This is a genomic window from Bacillus sp. TH19 (assembly GCF_016651075.1).
Classification (GTDB): domain Bacteria; phylum Bacillota; class Bacilli; order Bacillales; family Bacillaceae_G; genus Bacillus_A; species Bacillus_A mycoides.
This window is the reverse complement of record NZ_JAEKEO010000001.1, coordinates 441,737-466,147: the sequence shown is the minus strand read 5'-3', so window position 1 is coordinate 466,147 and position 24,411 is coordinate 441,737. Positions and strand designations below refer to the sequence as shown.

Annotated in this window: 14 protein-coding genes and 2 riboswitches; of the genes, 4 read left to right on the top strand and 10 right to left on the bottom strand. The window is 32.6% G+C overall.

Annotated elements, in window-relative coordinates; all coding sequences use genetic code 11:
• Positions 1 to 158: 158 nt before the first annotated feature.
• Genes JFU54_RS02155 through JFU54_RS02145 form a run of 3 tightly spaced genes read left to right on the top strand, consistent with a single transcriptional unit; the run spans position 159 to position 3,881 of the window.
• The gene (locus JFU54_RS02155) at positions 159 to 1,667 is read left to right on the top strand and encodes a spore germination protein (protein WP_151304218.1); all 1,509 of its coding nucleotides are present in this window, start codon (positions 159 to 161) and stop codon (positions 1,665 to 1,667) included.
• On the top strand, positions 1,654 to 2,757 hold the full coding sequence (locus JFU54_RS02150) for a GerAB/ArcD/ProY family transporter (RefSeq protein WP_201063594.1): 1,104 nt from the start codon (positions 1,654 to 1,656) through the stop codon (positions 2,755 to 2,757). The genes JFU54_RS02155 and JFU54_RS02150 overlap by 14 nt, the downstream gene beginning before the upstream one ends.
• Positions 2,754 to 3,881: a Ger(x)C family spore germination protein gene (locus tag JFU54_RS02145; RefSeq protein WP_002203957.1), complete on the top strand. Its 1,128-nt coding sequence runs from the start codon at positions 2,754 to 2,756 to the stop codon at positions 3,879 to 3,881. Before JFU54_RS02150 ends, JFU54_RS02145 begins: the two co-directional genes overlap by 4 nt.
• Positions 3,882 to 4,093: 212 nt before the next feature.
• Here the strand turns inward: JFU54_RS02145 and mgtA are convergent, their stop codons facing one another.
• From mgtA to JFU54_RS02120, 5 genes are all read right to left on the bottom strand, one after another.
• Positions 4,094 to 6,787 (bottom strand): magnesium-translocating P-type ATPase, encoded by a 2,694-nt coding sequence (gene mgtA, locus JFU54_RS02140; RefSeq protein WP_201063593.1) that lies wholly within the window; start codon positions 6,785 to 6,787, stop codon positions 4,094 to 4,096.
• Between the two features lie 570 nt (positions 6,788 to 7,357).
• On the bottom strand, positions 7,358 to 7,897 hold the full coding sequence (locus tag JFU54_RS02135; RefSeq protein WP_016126998.1) for an undecaprenyl-diphosphatase: 540 nt from the start codon (positions 7,895 to 7,897) through the stop codon (positions 7,358 to 7,360).
• 22 nt (positions 7,898 to 7,919) lie between these two features.
• Positions 7,920 to 9,035 (bottom strand): FtsW/RodA/SpoVE family cell cycle protein, encoded by a 1,116-nt coding sequence (locus JFU54_RS02130; protein ID WP_201063654.1) that lies wholly within the window; start codon positions 9,033 to 9,035, stop codon positions 7,920 to 7,922.
• A gap of 89 nt (positions 9,036 to 9,124) precedes the next feature.
• Positions 9,125 to 10,453: a magnesium transporter gene (gene mgtE / locus JFU54_RS02125; RefSeq protein ID WP_151304217.1), complete on the bottom strand. Its 1,329-nt coding sequence runs from the start codon at positions 10,451 to 10,453 to the stop codon at positions 9,125 to 9,127.
• A 212-nt stretch (positions 10,454 to 10,665) separates the two neighbouring features.
• Positions 10,666 to 10,842, bottom strand: a riboswitch (M-box (ykoK) riboswitch).
• A gap of 422 nt (positions 10,843 to 11,264) precedes the next feature.
• A riboswitch (M-box (ykoK) riboswitch) is annotated at positions 11,265 to 11,428 on the top strand.
• Between the two features lie 1,081 nt (positions 11,429 to 12,509).
• Positions 12,510 to 14,492, bottom strand: a complete 1,983-nt coding sequence (locus JFU54_RS02120) for a methyl-accepting chemotaxis protein (protein WP_201063592.1) — start codon at positions 14,490 to 14,492, stop codon at positions 12,510 to 12,512.
• Between the two features lie 1,429 nt (positions 14,493 to 15,921).
• Here JFU54_RS02120 and JFU54_RS02115 point away from each other — a divergent pair.
• Positions 15,922 to 16,140: a hypothetical protein gene (locus JFU54_RS02115; RefSeq protein WP_078205718.1), complete on the top strand. Its 219-nt coding sequence runs from the start codon at positions 15,922 to 15,924 to the stop codon at positions 16,138 to 16,140.
• 735 nt (positions 16,141 to 16,875) lie between these two features.
• On the opposite strand, the gene JFU54_RS02110 is transcribed toward JFU54_RS02115, so the two are convergent.
• From JFU54_RS02110 to JFU54_RS02090, 5 genes are all read right to left on the bottom strand, one after another.
• Positions 16,876 to 18,294, bottom strand: coding sequence for a 6-phospho-beta-glucosidase (locus JFU54_RS02110; protein WP_078205717.1), 1,419 nt, complete (start codon positions 18,292 to 18,294; stop codon positions 16,876 to 16,878).
• 12 nt (positions 18,295 to 18,306) lie between these two features.
• A complete protein-coding gene (locus JFU54_RS02105) occupies positions 18,307 to 20,175 on the bottom strand; it encodes a beta-glucoside-specific PTS transporter subunit IIABC (protein ID WP_078205716.1) in 1,869 nt (622 codons plus the stop codon).
• 290 nt (positions 20,176 to 20,465) lie between these two features.
• Positions 20,466 to 21,302, bottom strand: a complete 837-nt coding sequence (gene licT / locus JFU54_RS02100) for a BglG family transcription antiterminator LicT (RefSeq protein ID WP_033707505.1) — start codon at positions 21,300 to 21,302, stop codon at positions 20,466 to 20,468.
• A gap of 420 nt (positions 21,303 to 21,722) precedes the next feature.
• Positions 21,723 to 23,138: a phosphatidylinositol-specific phospholipase C gene (locus tag JFU54_RS02095; RefSeq protein ID WP_078205715.1), complete on the bottom strand. Its 1,416-nt coding sequence runs from the start codon at positions 23,136 to 23,138 to the stop codon at positions 21,723 to 21,725.
• A 479-nt stretch (positions 23,139 to 23,617) separates the two neighbouring features.
• Complete coding sequence (locus JFU54_RS02090) at positions 23,618 to 24,187, bottom strand: hypothetical protein (protein ID WP_002069635.1); 570 nt, start codon at positions 24,185 to 24,187, stop codon at positions 23,618 to 23,620.
• Positions 24,188 to 24,411: the final 224 nt, after the last annotated feature.

Genomic DNA, 24,411 nt, shown 5'->3' with positions numbered 1-24,411 from the left:
ATAAAATGAAATTTTTTGTTTCAAGAAGGCTTTAAAATTTCGTTCTGGGGTGCCACAAAATTTCAAGTTGATAGCGATGTGTTGCTATCCCAATGAATAAAATTTGATTATATAAAAATAATAAAAACACGACCGTTATACGTAAAGAGGTGTAAATCATGTCTTTAAATGAAAAGAACTTAGAAACCATGGAAAATACCATTGTTGAAACTATCCAGACAAATAATTTACAAGAAATTAAGAATACATTAGAACAGATCTTTGATATTTGTGCCGATTTAGTTGAACATCCATTACAATTAAAAACAAAAACGAATATTTTACTATATTATTTTGAAGGTCTGACAGATGGTTTTGCACTAAAAGGAAATGTCGTTACACCATTATTACAAGAAGTAAATGAAGACAGGCAGGTATTTAATTCTAATATTATTGCTACTTATACAAAAACAGTATATACATGGAATGAAATTAAAAAAGGGCTGCTCGAGGGACAATGTGTACTGTTTATGGAAGGGGAAAAGAAAGCCCTTCTCATAAATACAAAGGGATGGGCAGAAAGATCGATTCAGGAACCTATTTCAGAAGTTACCATTAAAGGTTCTCATGATGGGTTTATTGAGAATGCCACTAAAAACATAGGTCTCATTCGTAGATATATTCCTTCTACTGAGTTAAAAATCAAAAAATTGACAATCGGAGAACGGGCCACTACTTTTGTATATTTACTTTACTTAGGCGATGTAGCTAACGAAGATGTGGTACAGGAAGTGGAGACAAGAATCTGTAAAATTAAAACTGATACAGTATTGAGCATAGGAGAATTGTCCAACTTTACAAAAGATCAAAATTGGACTCCCTTTCCACAGGCTTATTTAAGTGAACGCCCAGATGCTATTTCTAATCATATTCTTGATGGTAAAGTAGCAGTGTTAATTGATAGATCTCCTGGTGCAATGATCGTTCCAATGAATTTAATTGGATTTTTTCAGACTCCCGATGATTATAATGTACATTGGCTGATTGCATCATCTTTTCGCTTATTACGATTTTTAGGATTTATTATAGCTATATTTTTACCCGCAATATATATTGCAATGGTTTCATTCCACTTTGAAATCATTCCTTTAGATCTATATACTTCTATTGCAACGTCAAGAATTAAAGTCCCTTTCTCGCCTTTACTAGAAGCATTTATTATGGAAATCACATTAGAAATGCTTCGTGAAGCGGGTATTCGTCTACCACAACCAATTGGACAAACAATTGGAATTGTTGGAGGTATTGTAATTGGACAAGCAGCTGTTCAAGCAGGACTTGTGAGTAACGTTATGGTTATTATCGTATCTATTACTGCCATTGCATCATTTGTTGTTTCTAATTATGATTTATCAAGTTGTATTCGGCTTATTCGTTTTCCAATGATGTTATTTGCCTACTTTTTTGGAATTGTAGGTATTGTTAGTGGATTAATGCTCTTATTTGCTCATTTTGTTTCATTAACTTCCTATGGTTCACCATATGGATTGCCAATTGCACCATTTCGTCTCCAAGAGTTAAAAGATTCTTTTGTAAGATTTCCCATTTCTATGATCACCACCCGCTCGAGCACGGGACAGCCGAAACAAAGAAAGAAAAAAGAAGGTGGTTCGCATGGGGAATCTTAAATTCCAAAGTATAACCTTATTCGAATATATTGTTTTCATTCATTCACTGCAACTTGCATCAGGTATGTTAATTATGCCAAGCCCTCTTGCCACTACCGCTGGTACAGACGGCTGGATTTCTATCATTCTGGGATGGATAATTACTTCTATAATTGGCGTAATTATTATATTAATGTTACAAAAAAATCCTAACAAAAATTTCTCTCAGATCTTAAATGCATACTTTGGTAAATGGCTAGGGACAATTTTTCTTCTTTTATATGCCTTTTATCTATTTTTTGCTGGTTTTAATACTTTATTAAAGGCAACTGATATTGTAAAAGTGTGGATATTCCCTTCCACTCCTGCTTATCAAATTTCCATATTATTACTATTACCTTTTATTATTTTATCACTGAGTGGGATAAGGGCTCTTACTAGTTACTCTATGCTTGTTTTCTTCTTCACTACTTGGATGCCAATCTTTCTCCTTTTCTCATTACAGAGTATTTACAATCCTTTACACCTACTACCTATTTTTAAAGATGGCTTATATCCTATTGTAAAGGCAACAAAAGAAACCATTACTCCTTATGCGGGCTTAGAAATTGCATATTTTATTTATCCGTTCTTACAAAAAAAACAAAAAGCCATAAAAGGAATACTAATAGCGAATACTGGAACCATGTTTTTCTATCTATATGTGACTATTCTTTCTTATATATACTTTAGTCCGGAGGGGATAAAAGAAGTAATTTGGCCAGTATTTCATCTGTTAAAAGGAGTTCGTTTTTCTTTCATAGAACGATTAGAAATTTTATATATCGCTTACTATTTGATTGTATTTTCCACTACAATATATCCGTATTTATTTTTCAGTTTCGAATCTGTGACCATTTTATTTCAAAAAACCGTTCGCAATTGGGTGCTGGTTGGTTTTATGGTATTAATAGTCGGCTTATTCGTTTTTCTAAATCCCGATGTGGATCAATATTTGTTTATATATTCTCTTATGGATATCTTAAATATCATTTTCTTTATTCTATTACCAATCTTTTTTTTCGCATACAGCATTCTTTTTACTTGGTTTACTAGGAGGAAACAGCTTTGATTCGAAAATGGATATGGATTGTAATCTGTTGTGTATGTTTAATTGGTTGTGGTCAGAGAATTCCTCTTGAAAAAGTTTCTTTAATCCTTTTAATCGGCTTAGATAGTACTTCTAATGGAAACATAAAAGTGGGCACAAGCATACCACTCTTTCATCATAAACAGCAAAGCAGTACTGTAGAGCATTGGGTTCAGGCGTCAACCATATATGATGGATTTAGCAAAATGGATACGAAATTAACAGGGTATGTGACATCATCCAAAGCTGAAGTTATTTTAATTGGGGATAAATTAGCACAAGAAGAAAATTGGATACAGGCGCTCGATTCCTCTTACCGTGATCCTTACGCTACCATCAATGCTAAAGTGGTGCTTGTTGATGGACCGGCAGAAGATATGTTTAAAGTTAATAGGCCTGATAAGCCATCACTTCCATCTTATATAAATGGTGTAATCGAGTCTTCAATTCAAAATAATCAATCCGTCTCTTCTACAATTCAACAATTAATGAGAGAAAAAAATGAACAGGGAATGACGCAAACTGTTCCCATTATCAAGAAAACAAATAATGAAATTGATACGGTAGGAATTGCATTTTTAAATCATCAAGGAAAGTACTTAACGAAGATTCCTAAAACCGATGTGAAGTTTTTCAACCTTATTAATAAGTCAAAAAATACAGGTCGGATGATACTACACCTTGTTCTTTCTCCAAAAAAATCTGATAAAAAGCCAAATACGTCTGTTTTCGTACAAAATGCAAAGAGAAAAATTAGTGTTGATTTCCAAAAAGGTAAATTTATTTTTAATATAGATGTAAGTATGAATGTATCCTTAATTGAAAAAACCAACGGAAACTTAACTAAAACTCGTTTACATGGTAATAAGAATATAGGTAGATTGGAACATGAAATCCAGGAAGAGTTCAATAAAAAATTACAAGGCATGTTACAGGATATGCAGAGAAATAAAATTGATCCAATTGGTTTATCGTTACACGCTAGAGCTTTTCAATATAAAGAATGGAAAAAGGTAAAAGAAGATTGGTTGCGCGCTTTTTCAAAAGCTAAAATACGTGTGAATACACATGTTAAAATAAAAGATACAGGAACAATTAGGAATTAAACTATCTAGATTATTTTTAGCCAAGAAAACTTCCCCCTCAATTTGTGTGAAGGTGCAAAGTTTCTCAAGAGATAAACAGAGGCATGAATATATGAGGAAATATTATGAGGCTACTAGTAATTCCTGTAATTCATGATATACCGAAAAGGCGAAGTCTCCAAAGAGACTCCGCCTTTTCAACGTACAATGAACTTCAACAAAATGGTTTAGTTTTAAAGCCATCGATTAAACTTCCTGATGTATATTTTCTTTATAATTTCAGTAACTAGAGCATATATTGTTAAAATTCCAAATAACCACGGGAAATAATACAACGGAAGTGGAGTTAAGCCAATTTGGGTACTTAACCTGGTAAATGGAAGGGAAATCCCTATAATCATAACTAAACCTGTAAGTATCAAAACAGGTCTAGCAGCCGTACTTTGTAGAAAAGGAATATGTTGAGTACGAATCATATGCACAATTAATAATTGTGTTAGTAACCCTACTACGAACCAACCCGTTTGAAATAAGGATTGCATTTCAGGAATATTTGCACCAAATATATTCCACATTACAATAAAAATGATTATATCAAAAACACTACTTACCGGCCCAATAAAAATGATAAAACGAAATAAATCTTTTGTATCCCAACTTCTTGGTTTCACTAAAAATTCATTATCTACTTTATCCCATGGAATTGAAAGTTGGGATAAATTATATAGTAAGTTTTGACATAATATTTGAATTGGTAACATTGGAAGAAAAGGAAGAAATGCGCTAGCAATTAATAAACTTAATACATTTCCAAAATTTGAACTTGCTGTCATCTTAATATACTTCAGTATATTTCCAAACGTTGTCCGCCCTTCCACAATAGCATCTTCTAATACATGTAAATTCTTTTCTATAAGTATAATATCTGAACACTCTTTAACGATATCATCTGCTGTATGGATAGATACACCAACGTCAGACTGTTTTAAAGCAAACACATCGTTAATTCCATCCCCCATAAATCCAACTGTATGGCCATTCATTTGAAGTGCCTTAATAATACGAAATTTTTGACTAGGATTTAATTTTGCGAACACACTTGTTTTACTTGCAAGTTTTACTAATGCTTTATCAGGAAGACTATCAATTTCATAACCCAGTACTGGTTCTCCTATATACAAGCCCATTTTCCTACATACATTTCTTGTCACGGACTCATTATCACCAGTTAAAATTTTCACTTGTACCCCTTTCTTTTGTAGAGTATGCAGTGCAGCCATAGCCGATTGTTTGGGTGGATTTGAAAAACCAACATATCCAGCAAGTATCATATCTGATTCATCATCAATAGAGTAACTCCCCACTTTATCACTCTTCAACTGCTTATATGCAACTGCAACAACACGCATCCCCCGTTCCTGCCAGAGTTCAATTAAGTGTTTATTTTTACGTTGGATTTCATCTGTAATAGGAATTATCTTATTATTTTCTTTTATATAACTACAAATTGATATAACTTCTCTAACAGCACCTTTACATAGCATTATTCGTTCGTTAGCATTTGTTTCTACAACAACTGAAATTCGTCTTCGATTAAAATCAAATGGGCATTCATCTATTTTTGAGTATTGAGATATATCATATTCACTACAATCTCTTACATAACGCATAACCGATAGATCAATTTCATTTTTATATGCTGTATGAAAGTAACTATTTAAATACGCTAATTTCAAAACCTTATCCGACTTTTCTCCATTTGTATCTGTATGACGTACCAGGTCCATTTTATCTTCTGTCAACGTGCCTGTCTTGTCGGTACAGAGAATATCCATAGCTCCGAGATTATGGATAGAAGATAGTTGTTTTACAAGTACCTTCTTTTTACTCATATTAATAGAACCTTTAGCCAAATTAGCGGTTACAATCATTGGAAGCATCTCTGGAGTAAGTCCAATCGCTACAGCTAAAGCGAATAAAAATGCCTCATACCAATTCCCATTTATAACTCCATGTATCATCATAACAATAGGTGTCATGATAATCATAAATTTGATTAATAGCCAACTAACTTTGCTTACCCCTTTATCGAATCTAGAATCAGATTTCTTGTTCAGTTTAAATTGATTCTTTGCTATTGAACCAAAGTAAGTATCTGTTCCAGTACCCACAACTATTGCTTTTGCGGTACCACTTATAATATGAGTTCCCATAAAACAGAGATTTTCCAATTCGATCAAATTTTGGATTTTTCTAATTTTACGTTTTTTGTACATATGGAAATACTGATTTGTTTTAACAATGGGTAATGCTTCCCCTGTTAGTGATGATTGATTTACAAGTAAATTTTCCGATGAGATGATTCGTACATCTGCAGGTACAATATTCCCGGCAGATAATTCTATAATATCCCCTGGTACAAGATTCTCAAGAGCAACTTGTACCTTTCCACTTTCTTCTAATACCGCCCTCTTATTTTCCTTATATAAAACATCTCCCCCCCTCAGAACAGTTACCTTTTCATATACAAGATTTTTTATTTTTTCTATAGACTTCTGAGAACGAATTTCTTGTATGAACCGAATTAATACACTTACAGCCACCATAATCCCTACAATAATAGTACCCTTTATATCATTAGTAAGAAAAGATAACATCCCTAATATTATTAGAAGAGAAATAAACGGACTTCTAAAAGAATTAAATAATGTTATATACCATTTTATTCTTTTTTGATAAATCACTTTATTTTCCCCATATACTTCAAGCCGCTTAGTAGCTTCTTCCTGAGAAAGTCCATGAGACGATGTTTTAAAAAAAGCTAACGTCGACTCAACATCACTTTTTGCAATTTCACTTAGCATTTTATAATTTTTTCCTAGTACTTCCTGATTATAAAAAGATTTTTTTTTATTAGATCGCAACAACTTAACCTCCTACCCATTAAATAAAATCCCCCTGTTTTTTCAAAATATAATTTTAACGAATTCCCCGAAAGAATTCTCCTTCCTCAAGCGTGTGAAGGGCGTAGCCCAACGGTAGGTGGGAGATGAATTTCGGTTTGGCATAGCCAAAAACTTTTGATAAACTAGCTATATGAAGTTCTTTGATAACTTGATATATGAGGTTGCAGGAAGAAAATAGAGTGCGAAAACCAAGCCATTCGGTTCCTGCGTAAAATATCAACCGTACCAAAAGAGCGTCCAAGCGTTGGACATCTAGGGGTGGAACACCCCGAAGTAACGCTCAGGGAGACGAAAGGGTACTTTCGTCGTGGAACTGAGAAGCTCCCACTTCAAGCTTTGCTAAGTGGCGAGTAGTTCACAGCTACATTTTTATAATCACCCTGAATTTTTAATCAAATTTAGAAGTGCAATTGCACTTAAATAGTATTATTCTCACCGTAAAAAGTAATTTTTATTTATAAGTTTCCTATTATTAGCAGCAAAACTTTTGAATATAATGTGGTCTGTCGCAAGTATAATAGTGTAGACGCTTTATTTATTATTTTTGAAGTTAGTTTTAACTATATAATGGATTATGAAGGCCCACAAAAATCCTAAAACAGCTCCTATTAATACATCCAGCGGATAATGTACTCCTACCCAGACCCTTGAAAAAGCAATTAAAAAAGCTAACAATAAAAATGCTTTCCCTAAACGTTTTTCATATAAGCATAAAGTTATAGCTATTGCGAAGGCACTTGTAGCATGATCACTAGGAAAAGAAGCATTAGCGGTATGCTCAACAAGTTGTTTTATATTCAACTGAGAAACAAATGGTCGTTCTCTATAAAAAAACAATCCAATAATTCTATTCAACACAAAAGCAAAACAGCATGCTATTATAGCTTGAATTACACAGGTTCTATTTTTATATTTTTTGTTTAACCAAAGAATCATAAATAATAGTATGAACATATACTGAGCATATTCAGCAAAAAAGATCATTAAATAATCGATGTATACATTTCCTTTCACATGCTCATTTATATACCGAAATCCATTATAATCTAGATTGTTTATTAAATTTAACATTTCTCCTCCATAAGCAAATATATTATCTGTTTTTTTTATTGAAAATTGAGATATTTATTAACAGTCCCATTGCTATTAAATTAGCCATTAAAGAACTTCCACCAAAACTAATAAATGGAAGGGGGGTGCCTGTAAGAGGGAACATTCCCGTGACACCTCCTAAATTAGCAATAGATTGAAGACCTATCATACTCCCGATTTCTATTGATATTAGACTTCCAAATTGACTTTTACACTCTTGAACAATCTTAAAAGAGCGAAGTACTATAGTTAATAAACCAGTTAATATGATTAGTACCCCTATAATTCCAAGCTCCTCAGATACAATTGACATAATAAAATCAGTATGAGGCTCAGGTAAAAAACCTTCCTTTTGAATACTATTTCCATATCCACGTCCACTAACTCCACCAGATCCTATGGCAATAAATGAATTTACAAGTTGGTAACCATCCCCTTTTGCATCAAGAAATGGATTGAACACCGTTGTAATACGTGCCATTTGAACATCAGATAAACCAAACCTAAAAAGAAAGTATAAAGTCGGTACCCAAACAATTGAAGTAACAGCTATCCATTTCATTAAAATAAAAATGTTTATTCCAGAACATATAAACATACTTGCCCCTATTCCTGAAATTAATAATGCAGAACCTAGATTGGGTTGTTTGTATATCAAAAAGAACGTAAACATTAAAAGCAAAATAACTTTACCACTGCCTTGCCAATATGATTTTTGCACCTCTTGACGCTTTGAAAAAAAACCTGCTAGTACAATAATCACACCCATTTTAATAAGTTCTGCAGGCTGTATTCCAAATATCCAAGATTGTGCATTATTAACAACTTTCCCTTTCCATAAAACTAAAAATAGTAATACAATACTTACAATTACAATACACACGGAAACTATGCGTTTTTTCCATATATGAAAAGGTAGTCCTATACAAATTATTAACCCTATTACTCCTAAAAAAAGTTTATTTAATTGAGAGCGAAAAAAGAAATCACCACTATAACCATAATTTTTTACTGCAACAATTGAGCTAACACTATACATCATCAAAATTCCAAATATAATTGTAACGATAAGCGAAAACACCAACGGATAATCCAGTAACTTGAATACTTTTTTCATTTCTATTCTCTCTTTCTCCATGCCTCCCACAATCTTGTCTACAAACTTTACGGGAACGAACCTAGGTATAAAAACTTAATATAAATTTTTTATAAGCCTAATAACATTTTTGCAATGGTAAAGTACAGAATTAACCCCGTCCCATCGACTAATGTCGTAATGAACGGACCTGAAATAACAGCTGGATCCAACTTTAACTTATTTAGAATCAAGGGTAATACAGATGAAACAATAGACGACCAAATAACAATGAATAATCCAGTTATAGCTACAACTTGTGCGACTTCTGTACCTACGCCTAAAGTGTACGCACGAATTAATGCCGCAACGGCTAATGTAAGCCCGAGTAAAATACCTACTAATGCTTCTTTTTTCATAACACGAAATATATCTTTAAATTTCACCTCATTTAGAGCTACAGCACGAACCAATGTAGTTACGACCTGTGTGCCTGTATTTCCACCAGTTCCAATTAACAATGGAATAAAGAAAGCCAGTGCAACTACATGAGTCAAAGTTTCTTCATAATGTCGAAGTACAGAACCAGTATATGCTTCTGCTACAAACAGAAGTAATAACCAACCTATACGTTTACGGTATATTTGCCAAATAGAGGTTTCGAAATACGGCTTATCTAATGGGGTGCTCCCTCCTAATTTTTGAATATCTTCAGTTGCTTCTTCTTCGAAAACATCCATTGCATCATCGAAGGTTATGATACCTATCATCCGATTATCCATCGTTGTTACAGGTATAGCGGATAAATCATAATCCATTAGCTTTTGTACAGCTTCCTGTTGGTCTAGGTCCACTGAAACTGAAATAACATCCGATGCCATTATTGATGATAAAGTTTTATCATCTGAAGCTAGCAATAATTCACGAATAGAAACAATTCCATTAAGCTGACCACGCGTATCAAGAACATAAATATACGAAATTGATTCTACCCCTGCCCCAATTTTTCTAATATGCGACAGCGTATCTTTCACTTTCCAATTTTCCCTGGCAGCAATATAGTCAATTGTCATCAAACTACCCGCTGTTCCAGATTGAAAAACCAACAGACTTCTAATTCTTTGTTGAGATTCTTTAGACAAAAGTTGTATCAGTTTCTCAGCCTGTAGTGGATGAATTGAAAGAATTACATCAACAAGGTCATCAATAGATTGCCTAGCTAATAGCTCTTCCCCTTTATCCACAGGCACGTTGGTGCAAATATTATATTGCTCCTCTGGAGTAAGGTAACTAAGAATTTTCGCACCTTTTTCAGCAGGAAAATATTTCATTAAAGATATCTGATCTTTATGGTGAAGATCTTTCATTTCCATCGCAATATCATAGGATTGAATTTTTATTAGCTCTCGCACTAAATGTATATCTTTTGTTGCTAATAATTGTTGTAAACATTTTTTCATCGTAATTCCTCCTTAAGGACAGTAGTACTATTTATTCATTTTCCCACTTCTGGGAAAACAAATTTCTTAATAAATATGGGATCAATATCATCAATCATTAGTTTTCCCCCCTTTTTTAAGAGATTTATTACAAATAAAATTTTGCATATAAAAAACCTCCCCTAGTGATTCAACTAAAGGAGGTTGATTTAAAAAAGACATAGCTAAATAAAGCTCATTCCCCCTAGTTGAGTTTTGGCACTATACAACGTAAAGGATGAATCATTCATCACTTAGCTATCTTAAGAAGAGCCTTAATCCGACAATTCCTGTTCTACCCATTGGCATCTTTCGATATTTTTGGGCAATAGCCTGTGTTTGTATAGGAGCCTCACCTAACAGGTTATAAATATTTTAAATTTTTGTTCGTTTCGTGTTAAAGCATATCCACTATTTTTGAGCTTGTCAAGTAATAATAAAACTTATTTCTTCATTTTTTGATATCATACCATTCCCAAATCATAGATATAAACAACTGTATACTAATTTATATTTATACAACGAACTTTACAATTCATGCGCTAAATTTTCTAAACTATAAACTATTAAATTAATTTTTTTATTATTACACGTGTCCTGACGCTTTATAATTGAATATTGGTGTAAAAATAAAATATTTAAAACAAAAACGTCCGATAGATAACAAAAATTTCAACTTGATTTCCTCTCACTTTCGATATAATCTGTATCTTGAAAAGGGATGAATTTTAAACTTATTATTTTCACATTAGATAAACACACAACATTTAATTTGCTTATTAGTGCAAATAAAATATGTCTCTGTTAGGTGAGGCTCCTGTATAGAGAAACGCTGCTACCCAAAAATGTCGAGAGACGCCAATGGGTCAACAGGAACGGTCGAATTAAGGCCCTTCTTAAGGTAGCTGGTTTTAAACCTATGCTGTACAGTGCTAAAACTCAATGAGGGGGACCTTTATGATAAAACGACTTGTTTAGCTTTTTCCTAACAAGGTTTCTTTGTCTTGAAAAAGGCCTTTACTCATATGAGTAAAGGCCTTTTAAATGTGAATATAGTACAAAAAGAAAGGGTGAATCTTCATGAAAAAAATTGAATCTATCAAAATGAAATAAAAGTTCTCCCTCCTCTTCCCATATTCATATTTCTAATAATTACACGCATTTTAGAGTAGCGTATAAAAAAAGAACTACAATGATAAAGAATAATTTACCTCTTGAATTTCAGAGTTTAACAAAATTTTATGCAGTGAATATGGGGAAATTATGTCCGTTATTCGAATTCTAATATTTATTTATAGTAATTATATATTCAAAATAAAATTAACTTATTCAAAACAATATGTAAAATTATTCAAAAATATCATAACCACATTTTTTACTCAATACGTGTGAGAATTGCTCAATGTTTAGAATTAATAATTGAAGTACATATTATCTATGAGGTGCCTGTTCACTCTATTTAGTATGTTTTTTGATTTTCATTATTTAGAGACCTCATAAGCAAGTGGTGATAACGATCACTTGCTTTTAACATTATTATATTCTTAATATGTGATTTATCACATTGATGATACTGCTCACCAAATGTTCACAAAAATACTTACACAGTATTTTTCCGTTCAACTGGGCTTACAAATAAATATATAAATAATATCAATTTTCCATCCCAATTTATTATGTCATTTTTACTTAATCACTTAAAGAAAGCGAAATTACAGCCAACTAACCAATCCATTGAATTCGCCTCTTTTTGCTCGAAAATTGTTCTACAACTATTACTCAAAATAACGTCTATCAAAACATTTCATTATCGAGCAGTTACATTCTACATGAAATTCCTTTCTAATATTCCTCGGTATTGTTTTGTATTCTTCTGCTATAATTCCTTCACTTATGAATGTAATTATCCGTTCTAATTTTAGGTTTTTTTGTAAAAAAACAAAAAATAAGAGCGTATATTGCAAAATAATTCAACATACACTCTTATAAAACCTTATGTGTTTTAATAATTTCAATAATTTAAGGGTATACCAAAATTTTACATTTTAAATCCACCTATTAACTCCTGTAATTCTTCGGCCATTTGTGCTAATTGAATTGCTGAAGAATTTATCTCTTCCATGGAAGCATGTTGTTCTTCGGATGAACCAGCTATAGTTTGCATACTTGTGGTGTTCTCTTTTACAGCTACTGCTATTTGATTAATAGATTTATCGACTTGCATTGCATCAAATGTCATCTTATTTGATAGGTCCACCATACCATGTACTTTGGAAACGATATCATTCGCTGAATTTGAAATCTCATAAAAACTTTGTTTTGTATCATTCGCTACCTTAATTCCCGACTGTACTTCTATTCCTACTTCATTCATAGCTTTTACAGTCTCATGTACATCTAATTGTATTTCTTTAATTAATTTTCCAATTTCCATTGAAGATTGTCCTGATTGTTCCGCTAATTTCCCAACTTCATCCGCAACAATTGCAAATCCACGTCCCTGTTCTCCTGCCCTAGCCGCCTCAATCGCCGCATTTAGTGCTAATAGATTTGTTTGTTCAGCAATATTTTGAATCGCTTCTAATATAGTGCCTATTTGCTGCGATTTCTTATCTAATAATTTAATTACATTATCGGATTGGGAAACAGAATTATGTATAGACTGCATTTGTGTTACAGTTTGTTCTACTAATTGTTCCCCCTCATATGCTTTTTGTTTTGTGTATAAAGATGAGGTCGATACTTCAGAAGCATTATCAGCTACACATTGAATATCTCGTGTTACATCACCTATTAATTTAGCTCCGGACTCAACTTCATTATTTTGAACTTCTGCACTATGTGAAATTTCTTCCATTTCTTTTGTAATTTGTTCTGTTGCAACACTTGCTTGCTCTACACTAGCAGTTAGTTCCTCAGAAGAAGCTGCTACATGTCCTGCAGATGTGTTAATTTGTGAAATAATATTGCGTAAAGACTCTGCCATTGCATTGAAACTATCACCCAATTGACCAAGTTCATCCTTTGAACGAATATCAATTTTCTCCGTTAAATCTCCTCGACTAATTCTTTGAGCTGAAATAACTAATTGTCTTAGTGGATTAATAATAGATCTAAGAATGAAGAAAATTATAATTCCACCTAATAATAAAGAAGCTCCTATTATAGCAAATGTTTTATAAAAAATAGGATTGGTAGCTTCTTCAATTTCTTTCGTAGGCATTACACCAGCTATTTTCCAACCTGTTTTTTTATTTGTCTTAAAGCTTATGCTTCGATCCTCACCATTGAGGCTATACGTAATCTCTCCATCTTCTTTCTTATAAAGTTCATCTGCTAAAGATTTCTCTAATTTTTCACCAGGTTTTAATGTTGGATGAACGACTATAGTTTTATCTTGCCCCACTATAGCTACAAAACCTTGCTTTCCTATTTTTATCATTTTAGATGTTTTTACGATATCATCAATATTCAAGTCCATACCAATGACACCACTTTTATCTTCATTTTGTTTAGCAACTGCTATTACCATATTTCCAGTAGCCTTTGATTTATACGGAGATGAAACAATAATTTCACCATTTGCTTTTACAGCATCCTTATACCAACTACTTTCTAACGGACTAAATCCTTCTGGTATTTCTCCAACAGGCGCATGAATAAATTGATTGTTACTGGATGCGGAATAAATTGTTTCTATCTCTGGATGTAACTGTATATATTGTTCAAATTTACTCTGCACATTTTGTAATTGATCAGGATTATAATTGCCTTGTGTGAGTAATTTTGCAAAATAAGTTACATCTATATATTTGTTTTCTAATTCATCATCAACAATCTTATCTAAAATACTTACATTATCTTTTGCTGTTTGTAGAATTGTTTCATTAAGATCTGTTTTCGCCTCATCATAAGATGTTATTCCTACAATAAGACTAGGTATAATTAATATTGCAATAAATGCCATAGACAACTTCGTTTTTAGCTTTATTTGTTCCAATCTTTTTTTTATATTAAACACGATTTTCTTCTCCTTTTCATTCTTACAACTCATATTATTTATTTAAATGTTTACTCCTTTATCTTTTTCTACAATTATTTATGGTATCATTTGAAATGAACTTACTACTATATCCTTTTACATGCATCTTCAGAGATAGCAATTTAGCTTTCACAAGCGGAGTTTTATTTATCCCCCTTTCAAGTATGTTATTTTTCTATTTTAAGCAAATATAAAAATAAGAATTATTCCAAATAAACCGTATTAAATATATACTTCACTCTATTAAAATAGTTTTTAGTTTTGATTGGATAAAAGGTTTAATTTAGGCCTAATTAAATTGTATGAAATCCTTACCATAAGAAATTCTCTAAAACTTAACTAAGTGAATATATCCCCTGGATAATTCTACTTAATGGCTTTTTAAACTACTCTACATTCTTCACTTCATTAATAAATCTAGTTACTACAGCCACTTTTTTATTGGATTACTGAACCATAAATTCTAAATAGAAGAATACAATAAATTGGAGAACTATATTGTAACATGTATACATAAGTTTTAAATATTAAAATCAAAAAATATATAAATTTTTAATTATACGCATCTTCATATATTACAAATTATTTAGTATGAATTTTAATTTGCTACCATCTATATAGAAAAATACTAGCATTAGAATATATAACCGCAGGAACCAATATGTATTTTGGAGAATGGAACACATCGCTAGCAAGCTAAGGTTTTGAAGTACCCCCTAAACGAAAATTTTCCTTCTCTACAGGTAGCTACTTTGAGAAGTCAGTTCATTTTTTTCGTTTTTGGGGCGTTTATTTTTCTTAAGTTGATGGGCATGGCCTCACCATATCCAAAAAAGAAAATTGTACGTTTATACACAAAATTAACACGTTTCGATTAGTTCCCTGTACGTTAAAGAATTAGTTTGTATAATTGAGGAGATGTATAAGACAGGTGTAAATGTAGGGGAATCCAATATTTTCTATTCAAATATGATAGAATAGAAAGAAATCTAAAACGGAGGAAAAACAACTGAACTCAAACACAAAACAGTTTATTTATGATATCAAGCAAAGAAAGAACAATTATATGGAAGATATAGTGAACTACTCGCCACTTAGCAAAGCTTGAAGTGGGAGCTTCTCAGTTCCACGACGAAAGTACCCTTTCGTCTCCCTGAGCGTAACTTCGGGGTGTTCCACCCCTAGATGTCCAACGCTTGGACGCTCTTTTGGTACGGTTGATATTTTACGCAGGAACCGAATGGCTTGGTTTTCGCACTCTATTTTCTTCCTGCAACCTCATATATCAAGTTATCAAAGAACTTCATATAGCTAGTTTATCAAAAGTCTTTGGCTATGCCAAACCGAAATTCATCTCCCACCTACCGTTGGGCTACGCCCTTCGCACGCTTGAGGAAGGAGAATTCTTTTGGGGAATTCGTTAAAAGCAATACAACACCCTAAAAAAGAGCAAGCTGAACAGGTCATTCAAAATATAGTAGAGAACATGGATATGATGATTAGGTTAGTTACTGCTTACATGACTATTGAATCAGAATCTATGAAAGAATTAAAAGAACTTCAGGAAGACATTATTCATGCTAAAGCATATATTCAAGAACGAAAATTTGAAGAAACAGAGAGATAAAACCCTGTGTTTTTATTTGGTGGTCTATGACACCCATCTGTTATGAATCAAATTAGATGTAAAAGGTGCTGAAAAGAGCTTAAACTTATATACGCTTAGCTTAATAGCAATGTGGCGTGATCCCTATTATCTTGCTTTTATTTTTGCTTATTGCCTTTATTCGGATCATATAATACCATTTGAACTTAAAAAATATCACTGTCCGTGAAACCTAAAACATTCATTTCTTCTTTCAATGAACGCCATGGTTCTATTTTAATGAATTTCGTAATTTTGTCCTTTAGCACACATGCAGATAATATGCTTCTTCTTTCTTTTTCAAAATCCCCCCTACTGCAAAATAATAAACCATATATCTATATAAAAATTATATAATTACTAAGTGCATTATGAAGTAATATGTGTTAGTTAGGTGGTTCATACTTTACTTTATTTCTTCTCTTTATACTCTTTAATTATAGATTCCAACGAAATAAACAAAGACGAAGTCTTCAATCAGACCTCGTCTTTTCGTCGTGTAACGTATTACAAAATTAATACCGGCTTCATAAAATTCAATTGTAATTTCCTCACCGTTTTATGTGTTAAGAAACTTTACAACAGAACCGTTTCTAGTTTATCAGAAATCTTTTGGCTGCACCAAACCGAAAGATTTCTCCCACCTATCGTTGGGCTATCCCCCTGTACACGCTTGAGGAAAGAGAATTTTTTCGGATAATGTGTTAAAATTTAATTTCAAAATGAATCCAAATTATCACCATTAGAGGCAATAACATTTTTATACCATGCAAAACTTTTTTTTCTATAACGTTTTAGGGTTCCATTTCCATCATTATCCTTATCTACATAGATGAATCCATAACGCTTTTTCATTTCTGCTGTTGATGCACTTACTAAATCAATTGGTCCCCATGTAGTATAACCTAATAAATCGACTCCATCAGCGATGGCCTCTTTCATTTCTATAATATGAGATTTCAAATAATTAATTCGATAATCATCATGTACTGTACCTTCTGTATTTAGTACATCTATTGCTCCAAAACCATTTTCAACAATGAATAGAGGTATTTGGTATCGATCATATAACAAATTCAAGGCTATGCGTAAACCTTTTGGATCAATTTCCCATCCCCAATCTGAGACCTTTAGGTATGGGTTTTTAACACCGCCAACCTGTAAGTTACCGGCAGAAGTTTCATGTTTATCAGGAGAAGCAGATGCCGTACCGCTATTATAGTAGCTAAAACCTAGGTAATCTACTTTATGGGATGAGAGAATTTCCTCATCACCAGGTTCCATTGTGATTTGTATTTGATTTTCAGCGAAATATTTTTCAGTATATGACGGATAATACCCTCGAACTTGAACATCAGTAAAGAATACTGTTTCACGATCTAACATCATGGCTTTCCATACATCTTCAGGATTACAAGTATGCGGATAAGTTGGCGCATAGGCAAGCATGCAACCTATCTTACTATTCTTTATCGTTTCATGACCTGCTTTTACAGCTAAAGCGCTTGCGATAAATTGATGATGAGCCGATTGATACTGTATATTTTGCTTATGATCCCCTTCTTTAAACTCGAGTCCCCCACCAGTAAAAGGAGCATGAATTACAAAATTAATTTCATTAAACGTCAACCAATATTTCACGTGTTTATAGCGTTCAAATAAAGTAGTGGCAAAATTTAAATAAAAATCAATAAGTTTACGATTTCGCCATCCTCCATATTTTCTCACTAAATTGAGAGGCATTTCATAATGAGATATTGTTACGATAGGCTCAATGTGGTATTTTTTCAATTCGGCAAATACTTGATCATAGAAAGCTAATCCTTCTATACTTGGTTGAGACTCATCACCATTTGGAAAAATTCGAGTCCATGCTATACTCATACGGAAGCATTTAAATCCCATTTCTGCAAAGAGAGCAATATCTTGTTTATAGTTATGATAATAGTCAATTGCAGTATGATAAGGGCAATCTCCATTTAGTAAGAAATTTGGTGGGCTAAAGACACCATTTGGTAGTACATCTGCTGTAGAAAGACCCTTTCCACCTTCTTTATAAGCCCCTTCAATTTGATTCGCTGCTGTTGCTCCACCCCATAAAAAATTTTCAGGAAACGGTTTAGTGAATGGTTTCATATTTAATACCCCCTATTTAACTATTGTTAATAAATTAGCATTAGTTGAGACGGATTGATTCGTCGTTTGAATAATATCTAGAAATTGATTGCTATTTGTCACAATAATAGGTGTCGTTGTTTCATATCCAGCTTCTTTAATTTTATCGATTTCAAATTGAATTAAAGATTGCCCCATCGACACTGAATCTCCTGTTTCTACAAGCTTAGTGTAATACTTTCCATCTAATTGAACTGTATCAATTCCTACATGAATTAAAATCTCGATTCCATCATCTGAGGTAATTCCCACTGCATGTCCAGTTGGAAACATAGTAGTCACAGTCCCGTTTACTGGGGAAATCACCTCACCCTTATTAGGATCAATGGCTATACCTTTACCCATTGCTTCGGATGAAAATACTTGATCGTTTACTTGTGATAATGGGATGACTTGTCCAGATAATGGACTGTTAATTATTTGTTTGTTTAATACTTTTTTCGTGTTATTAGGATTACTCAGCTGCTTAGGTTCCCCTTCCATCTTTCCCTTCTGTTTTGAAGGTTTATCTTCATATCCAAAGAAATAAGTAAGCAGTGTAGCTCCACCAACTGTAAGTAAGATCATTAAAAAATAAGGTAACCATGGAGTGGTAGAACCACCTAGTGTAAAAATACTATGCAGCATAAACGCTTTCGCTTCGGCTTTAAATGACCCAATAAATGCGCCTCCGATAGCACCAACAATAATGACGTAAGCTAGGGTACGTTTATGAGTTAAAATTAAGCCATAAATAATTGGTTCTGTTACACCTGAAAGTAAACCAGTAATTGTAGTAGATCCTGCTAGAGATTTTAGTTTTTTGTCTTTCGTTTTCAGGAAAATCCCTAAAGCGATTCCCATTTGTGCAAATGTACTTGCTGCCCACATTGGATCTATTGGATCTCCACCATTCGTTAAGTTTTCGATACTCATTGGAATGAGTGCCCAATGAAGTCCAAAGACAACTAAAATAATCATTGTACCTCCAATCACAGCACCAGTCAGTAATCCACTGTGTTCGCTTAAAAAGTTAATACTAGAGGTAATCATTTTTCCTACATAAATTCCGAATGGCCCAAACGCTAGTACTGTTAATGGAACTATAATAATCAATGAAATCATTGGAGAAAGAAATAATTGTAAATCTTTATGGATAACTTTTTTTAGGAACTTCTCCAATTGTGCATAAATAAGTACAGCAATAAAGGATGGAACGATACTTGAAGAATAATCCATTAATAGGACAGGAATTCCCAAGAATGAAGTTGTATCTCCATTGCTCATTAGACTAGTAAAATTCGGTTCTAATAATGAAGCTCCAATAATTCCACCCATATATCCATTAGCACCAAGTTTAATAGCAAGAGTAATACCAATCATAACAGGTAAAAAGTATAAAATAGCATTTCCTGCTGCTGCTAGGATTCCATACGTACCACTTTTTTCAGAAAGAACACCAAACATAACTAATACTGCTAATATCGCCTTTAACATCCCAGCTCCAGCAAGTGGTGCTAAGAGCGGTGTAAACGTACCAGAGATTAATTCGAAAATCATTGCTGTGAGCTTTACCTTTTCTTTTGGTTGATTATTTGATTGAACAGATCCACTATTAAAGTTTCCTACTTGAACTAAATCATTGTACACATCTGCAACATTTGAACCAATTACAATTTGAATTTGTCCTGTACTCTCAACAACACTAAGTACCCCTTCTAAATGTTCTAACTTTTCTTTGTCTAAAAGCGTTTTATTATTTAGTTGGAAGCGAAGACGCGTAGCGCAATGGACAACGCTTTTGACATTCTCCTTTCCTCCGATTCCTTGTATAATCTTTTTTGATAATTTTTCATATTTCATTCTACACACTCCTTTATTATTAAAAATTATTATATATATCAAGATAGCCTGAATTTCCTTAGAGATTTGTACTCAAAAGCTTAACCCCTTGGACACAAAAAGAGGAAATTGGAGAAACAAAAGGTTTCTTCTAAGAGAATTTCTTGGTTTTTGATTAGATAAGGATCAATGCTATAAAATGTAGCATCAGAAATATAAAAAACCTGAGTTGAAATTATGTATATACATAAGCTTCAACTCAGGTTTTGCCTGCCAAACAGTCACAATCCTGTAAATTAATCATTTTAATTTTATTTTCTTTGAGTAACACGGTTTATATGAATAACAAAATAAGTAATCTCATTTTTTGTAAGTTTTTGATTGTAGTTAGATTTTAAAAGTGCCATTATCTTCTTTGCACAACCGTAAGCTTCCGGATAACTTTCCTTAACTTGTTGAAATAATAAGCTATCTTCTTCTACTATTTGTTCATTACGAGAGAGACGATAAGCAAAATACCTTAAATGTGTAACAAAACGATTATAGTTCAGAGATTTTTCATCTAATTTGATTCCAAAATAGTAGTTTACAATTTTTAAAATTTCTCCTACTATTTTTGTTACCATAATGGTTTCTTCCATTACTATATTATCTTGTTGTGCATTAATTACATGCAAGGCAATGGAACCAGCTTCTTCTTCTGGTAGTTCAAATCCAGTATGTTCTTTAATTATTGTAAGAGCTGTTAAACTAACATTATACTCTTCTGGATAAAACTTTTTTATTTCCCAAAATAAAGGATTCCTAATAATTTGACCTTGTTGAAATCGATTAATTGCGAAGTTAATATGATCAGTTAAGGTAAGATAAATATTATCACTAATTGAGTTAGAAATTTGTTTCTTTATATATTCCACAATTTGGGTAGTAAGCTCGAAGTGTTCCGTAGGAATCTCATTAATTAATTGTAATAATTTATTCGATACTTGACTTTCCTTCTCTAGCACAAATACTTTATCCACTATGGATTCATCAATATATTCACCTACTTTTTTTTGAAAAGCAATTCCTTTACCCATGACAATCATTTCTGTTCCAGTTCGGTTTACCAAAGCAACATTATTATTAAAAACTTTTTTTATGAGCATATATCATCACCTTATTAGGTTTTTAGATATTGATTGCTCAGCAGCAGCTACATACTTTAGAGTATAAAAAAACCTAAATTAATTAGAATCCAGTATTTCAAAATCTGGTTTCACCATAATTTAGGTTTTGCCTGCCGAACAGTCACAATCCATTTGAAGTTTTATACCCTGATTATAGCCAACTATGTTAGCGTTTTCAATAAGTTTTTATAATTACATATTATTTCCTGTTTTTTTAACTAGTTTGACAGTACATGTTGACCATAAGGTTCGTAGCATAAATTGAATACGAATCATAGCTAGCAATACTTCACTATGCTTTGATTTGAACTACTCACCGCTTCAAACAGTCCGCGAGGATGTTAAGTGGTGAGTAGTTCAAAGAACCTTACCCTTATTAAAAAACTTTACAATAAAACCTTAATTTGTAATAGCGTATATTTTCACTGTAAATTTGCTAGTTGCGCCACTTGGGTTTGCAATATAGTATTTAGAATTTGTATATGCTTCAGTCTTAGATCCATTCGAAATGTTTCCCCAACGAACAGAATCCGTCCCCAGAGAAACATCGATCATAACATTGAAGGAAATAGTAGATGCATTATCTTTTTCTGTAGGCTCGATAACCCATTTTAACCCCTTTGTTCCTGTAGGTAAATTATTAATGCTAAAGTTTTGACTTGATCGATTTTTTTGTCCAGATAATGGCTTCGATTCAGAAGAAATTTGGGAAATTAATATTTCTTTTTCACTTGAGTCTATCCCATTTAATCTGATAATACTATCTATTAAACCTGGTCCAGGAAAATCAACAGCAATAATACCAGAATGCTTAATACCACCTTGTTGTATGAAATCAGTTCCAAGTGTATTCATTCCCCCATAAAATACTTGTCCATTTATGTCTCGAGGGAAATCTCTCCATTCATTTGTTACATTTTTTTGAATCAGTTTTGGATTACTATTAGTATTTCTGCTCTCTTTTCCGCTTGCGACAAACCAAGGGTAACAATTATTCAATAATGCTGCTGCACCACCCGTGCCACTAAAATGGTTGAGATAGATCTTACCATTGTTAAAGTTATTATTTGCATTTAGAAGATGGGTTTTCACCGCATTCCATTTTTCATACATTCCGTCTGGTCCAGTGCCAACTTCAAACTTATCTTGGGTATTCAAAGATTCATAATTAATACCATATTCTTGAGATGACGAGAAATTTTGTAATATTACAATTTTCCCTCGAACATCTCCTAACTTAGGATTATTTTTTTCTGAGGATGGTACAGAATTCGGATCCCAAAAATAGGAAGCATTACGGTCTTTATAATTTTTAAATATTTCCTCGAATGATAGCGAGCCACTTTCAGGATCAGTATCTTCCTTTAAACGCATTAAAATAGTTTCTTTAGGATTATCTCTTAGAAATTGAATTGTCTCTTTTAATACATCTTCAAACATTGCTTTTTGATTTACAATTCCATGGTGCATCGCAAAAGAATCTTTTACACGTTTAACACGCATGTCTACATAACGAATTCCTGCATTGAATTGTTGAGATAGGGTCATTGTTTGATTTCTTGTCAAATTTTCATCAATAAAACTTGCCCCATGTAAAGCCATTGAACCATGAGTCCCCGGGATAGATACTTCGCTTATTCTTTTTGTATCTTCTAGTTTTGACATCCATGTTGGATTTTGATAGCCTATATTGGATTCATAGGAATAACCTGGATGACTATCAGCAAATACTGTAGAAGTCGTACATAAACTTGCAAGTGTAAAACAAGTAAGGATTCCACTTTTTAAGATGTTTTTCATTTTTATTTTCTTCATTATATCTCTCCTAATTTTTAATAGATTCGTCTCATAAAATAAGGTACGTTTTTTTACAATATACATTGCTTCTTTTCCCAGAATAATGAGATTTTCTGCTTAAAAATATTTTTTGATAGCGGTCTGTTACTTGAAATTTTGAAGGGCCATAGCGGTTCATCCAACAACCATCAGATTCATGCATATACAAATTTCATAGAGCCGAACCATAGACATGTAAAGACACCATTCTTCATCATACTTCACGGATCTTAAAAAGAATCGAAGCCACTCATTTTTTATACAAACAAAACAGAAGTCTTAAACAAGACTCCTATTTTGTGACATATAATGATAGACAAGATGGTTAACAAATTAAGAAAATATAACAGGTGTGTTAATACATGTTTTATATTTATTTAAAAGCTTTTTATAACAAGTATACTTACGAAAAATGGGCTTCTGCAAAACTAAACAAAAACTTATTTCCCCTTCAATTTCTACTCATTAAAAGTTAAACTAACTACAGTGGCAATAGATTGTGCTGCTTGTTCCCAGCTTCCATCTATAACTTTTCCCATCTGTTGACCAAGTGAGTTTAAATCGTTTGGATTAACTGGGATTCCATTATACGCAGCAAGAATTGATAAAAGCGGAGCCACAAATGGTGTAAAACCACCCCTATCAATATTAAATACAGGCTTATCTATCACCTTTCCATCTTGTACTGTAAACTCATAATAAAATTGATCATCTGGACGAAAACTTAAATGATGAGAAATTTGTCCCTTAACATATTTTTTACCGCCAGCTAAATTTACAACTTCAATTGGTTTTACATTAAATTCGTGCTCGAATACTTTGATTTTTTTGACTTCGGGACCATGTAAAGCAGCATTAACAGCTGTTTCCAAATTATTCTGTGCAAACGGTTGAATACTAATTTGTGACTCTTTTTGTTGAATAGGTGCTTCTTTTTCTGCAGCAAATACCGATGTAGTAGGTAATGCACCTGTAGCTAAAGTAGCTGCAAGCGCTGTTGTCATGATCATCTTACTCTTCATTTTCATAGTTTTCTTCCCCCTTTAAGTTATGATATATAACCTTTTAAATACTGACACCGTACATTGTATTTATCACAATATACGCCAAAGATTATTATAAGAATACCGATAATTAATGTCAGAAAATTAAAATGAATTATATATGTATTTACAATAATATCTATCTACACACCTTTTCGCAATTTTCAGATAAATGATTAGGTAATAGCCTTTTATAAGATAGTTTATCA

Bases quoted from the DNA above. Each gene is read 5' to 3' on its own strand.
- licT (WP_033707505.1), bottom strand. From the start codon at position 21,302: ATGCTCATAAAAAAAGTTTTTAATAATAATGTTGCTTTGGTAAACCGA.
- JFU54_RS02090 (WP_002069635.1), bottom strand. From the start codon at position 24,187: ATGAAAATGAAGAGTAAGATGATCATGACAACAGCGCTTGCAGCTACT.
- JFU54_RS02130 (WP_201063654.1), bottom strand. From the start codon at position 9,035: ATGAAAAAAGTATTCAAGTTACTGGATTATCCGTTGGTGTTTTCGCTT.
- JFU54_RS02110 (WP_078205717.1), bottom strand. From the start codon at position 18,294: ATGAAACCATTCACTAAACCGTTTCCTGAAAATTTTTTATGGGGTGGA.
- JFU54_RS02105 (WP_078205716.1), bottom strand. From the start codon at position 20,175: ATGAAATATGAAAAATTATCAAAAAAGATTATACAAGGAATCGGAGGA.
- JFU54_RS02135 (WP_016126998.1), bottom strand. From the start codon at position 7,897: ATGTTAAATTTAATAAACAATCTAGATTATAATGGATTTCGGTATATA.
- JFU54_RS02095 (WP_078205715.1), bottom strand. From the start codon at position 23,138: ATGAAGAAAATAAAAATGAAAAACATCTTAAAAAGTGGAATCCTTACT.
- JFU54_RS02155 (WP_151304218.1), top strand. From the start codon at position 159: ATGTCTTTAAATGAAAAGAACTTAGAAACCATGGAAAATACCATTGTT.
- mgtE (WP_151304217.1), bottom strand. From the start codon at position 10,453: ATGAAAAAATGTTTACAACAATTATTAGCAACAAAAGATATACATTTA.
- JFU54_RS02150 (WP_201063594.1), top strand. From the start codon at position 1,654: ATGGGGAATCTTAAATTCCAAAGTATAACCTTATTCGAATATATTGTT.